This is a genomic window from Ralstonia pickettii, assembly GCF_001699815.1.
In the GTDB taxonomy this organism is placed as follows: Bacteria; Pseudomonadota; Gammaproteobacteria; order Burkholderiales; family Burkholderiaceae; genus Ralstonia; species Ralstonia thomasii.
Window position 1 is genome coordinate 1 of record NZ_MCGB01000091.1, and the last position, 274, is coordinate 274.

General features: G+C 56.2%; 1 rRNA gene. It reads right to left on the reverse strand.

What is annotated here, in order from left to right:
- Nucleotides 1-111: 111 nt before the first annotated feature.
- Nucleotides 112-224, reverse strand: a 5S ribosomal RNA gene (rrf, locus tag BEK68_RS19035).
- Nucleotides 225-274 lie beyond the last annotated feature (50 nt).

Sequence of the window (274 nt, forward strand, 5' to 3'; positions counted from 1 at the left end):
AAGGCGCTGGGATGTGTTGCCGCGAAGAGCTCGACGAGTGATAGCGCGTTTGTGGAGGTGTAAAAACAAACACCCCAGCTCTGTGTAAGAGCTGGGGTGTTGGAGGGGAGAGCCTGGCGATGACCTACTTTCACACGGGAATCCGCACTATCATCGGCGCGGAGTCGTTTCACGGTCCTGTTCGGGATGGGAAGGGGTGGTACCGACTCGCTATGGTCACCAGGCTATGACTTGTTGTCACGTTGACGAGGTCAACGGGACCAATATGGGAATG